Genomic DNA, 1107 nt, shown 5'->3' with positions numbered 1-1107 from the left:
CGGTGCAATACCTCGGTTCCCGTCTCGACATGGCGAAACGCCGCGCCGAGGCTACTGCGATCGTCTCTGCTGATGATCGCGGCGATCTCAGCATCCACAGGGTTCTCGATGGCCTCGGCCTCATCGACGTTCTGATCACCGAGGACGGCGAACCCAGCCAGATCCCCCGCAAGTACGGCGTTTGTCTGTACCCCGGCCACCAATGCCCGAACCCCAGGAATAGGAAGTTCGAAAGATGGGTGCCGCGACCGAAATCGCACATCGTGGCCTGGCACTGGGACCGAGGCCGGGTGCTGAACTCGATCCTCGGCGAAATCCGTGGCGTGGTGACCGTTTCCGGTGATCCCGCGACCACACCTGCACAGACGACCTGGCAGGCATGGGACACCAGCGCGGCGGCGGCCCCCGTGCGGGCTACCTGGACCGAGGCGTACCGCGACCTGCGCACTCTCGCTAAGGCGAAGCTGTCGTAGGCCCGCCACGTACATACGCCGGATGCACCAGGCCGGATGGGGCAAAACCGCGCTGGCCCGCCGCGGTGGGATCACCCGTCCGACACTGGACAGTTGGCTCTGACTTCGTGCGAAGTCGTTCCCCGGCCGCTCCGGTCACCTGCACACCCGCAGGTGGCCGGACCTGTTTCCAGGCGAGGGCGCGCCCGCTCGAGCTGGCCGTGCCTGTCGGTGGGCCCGGCTATCGTGAGCGCACGGGGCAACGCACAGGCCCTTCTCCGAGCCGGTCCGGTCCCCACGCGGCCGATACGGCGACCGAGGACAAGACGGCACCGCCTCAGTGCGACAACGACACCCACCGTTGATCACCTGCACTCCAGGCTGACCTCGCGGGGTGCGTGGGACCTCGCTGGAGGACTACCTGATGACACGCGATAACCACTCCCGTCGCAAGGACGTTCGGGCCTACATGGCTCGCCACGACGGCATGAGCTACACCCAGGCGCTGCGAGCGCTCGAAGACCAGACAACCCCGACCACCTCCACTCCGGTCCGCATCCGGCGGCGCTCTTCCGCCCCGGACTCCTCGCCGACCCGGCGACGACGGTCGTCGGCGGGTACGCGGCCGACGGCCGGATCCTCGGCGGCGCCGTCC

1 protein-coding gene is annotated in these 1107 nt (G+C 68.1%); it reads left to right on the top strand.

Translation table 11 applies throughout. The features are described 5' to 3' along the window. Window positions 1-473: hypothetical protein (locus tag ACFWV2_RS33065; protein ID WP_384411130.1), on the top strand; the 473-nt coding region annotated here is incomplete at its 5' end. Window positions 474-1107 lie beyond the last annotated feature (634 nt).

It is taken from the genome of Streptomyces sp. NPDC058671 (assembly GCF_042716475.1).
In the GTDB taxonomy this organism is placed as follows: domain Bacteria; phylum Actinomycetota; class Actinomycetes; order Streptomycetales; family Streptomycetaceae; genus Streptomyces.
The sequence above is the reverse complement of the archived record's forward strand: the minus strand, read 5'-3'. Positions and strand labels throughout refer to the sequence as shown.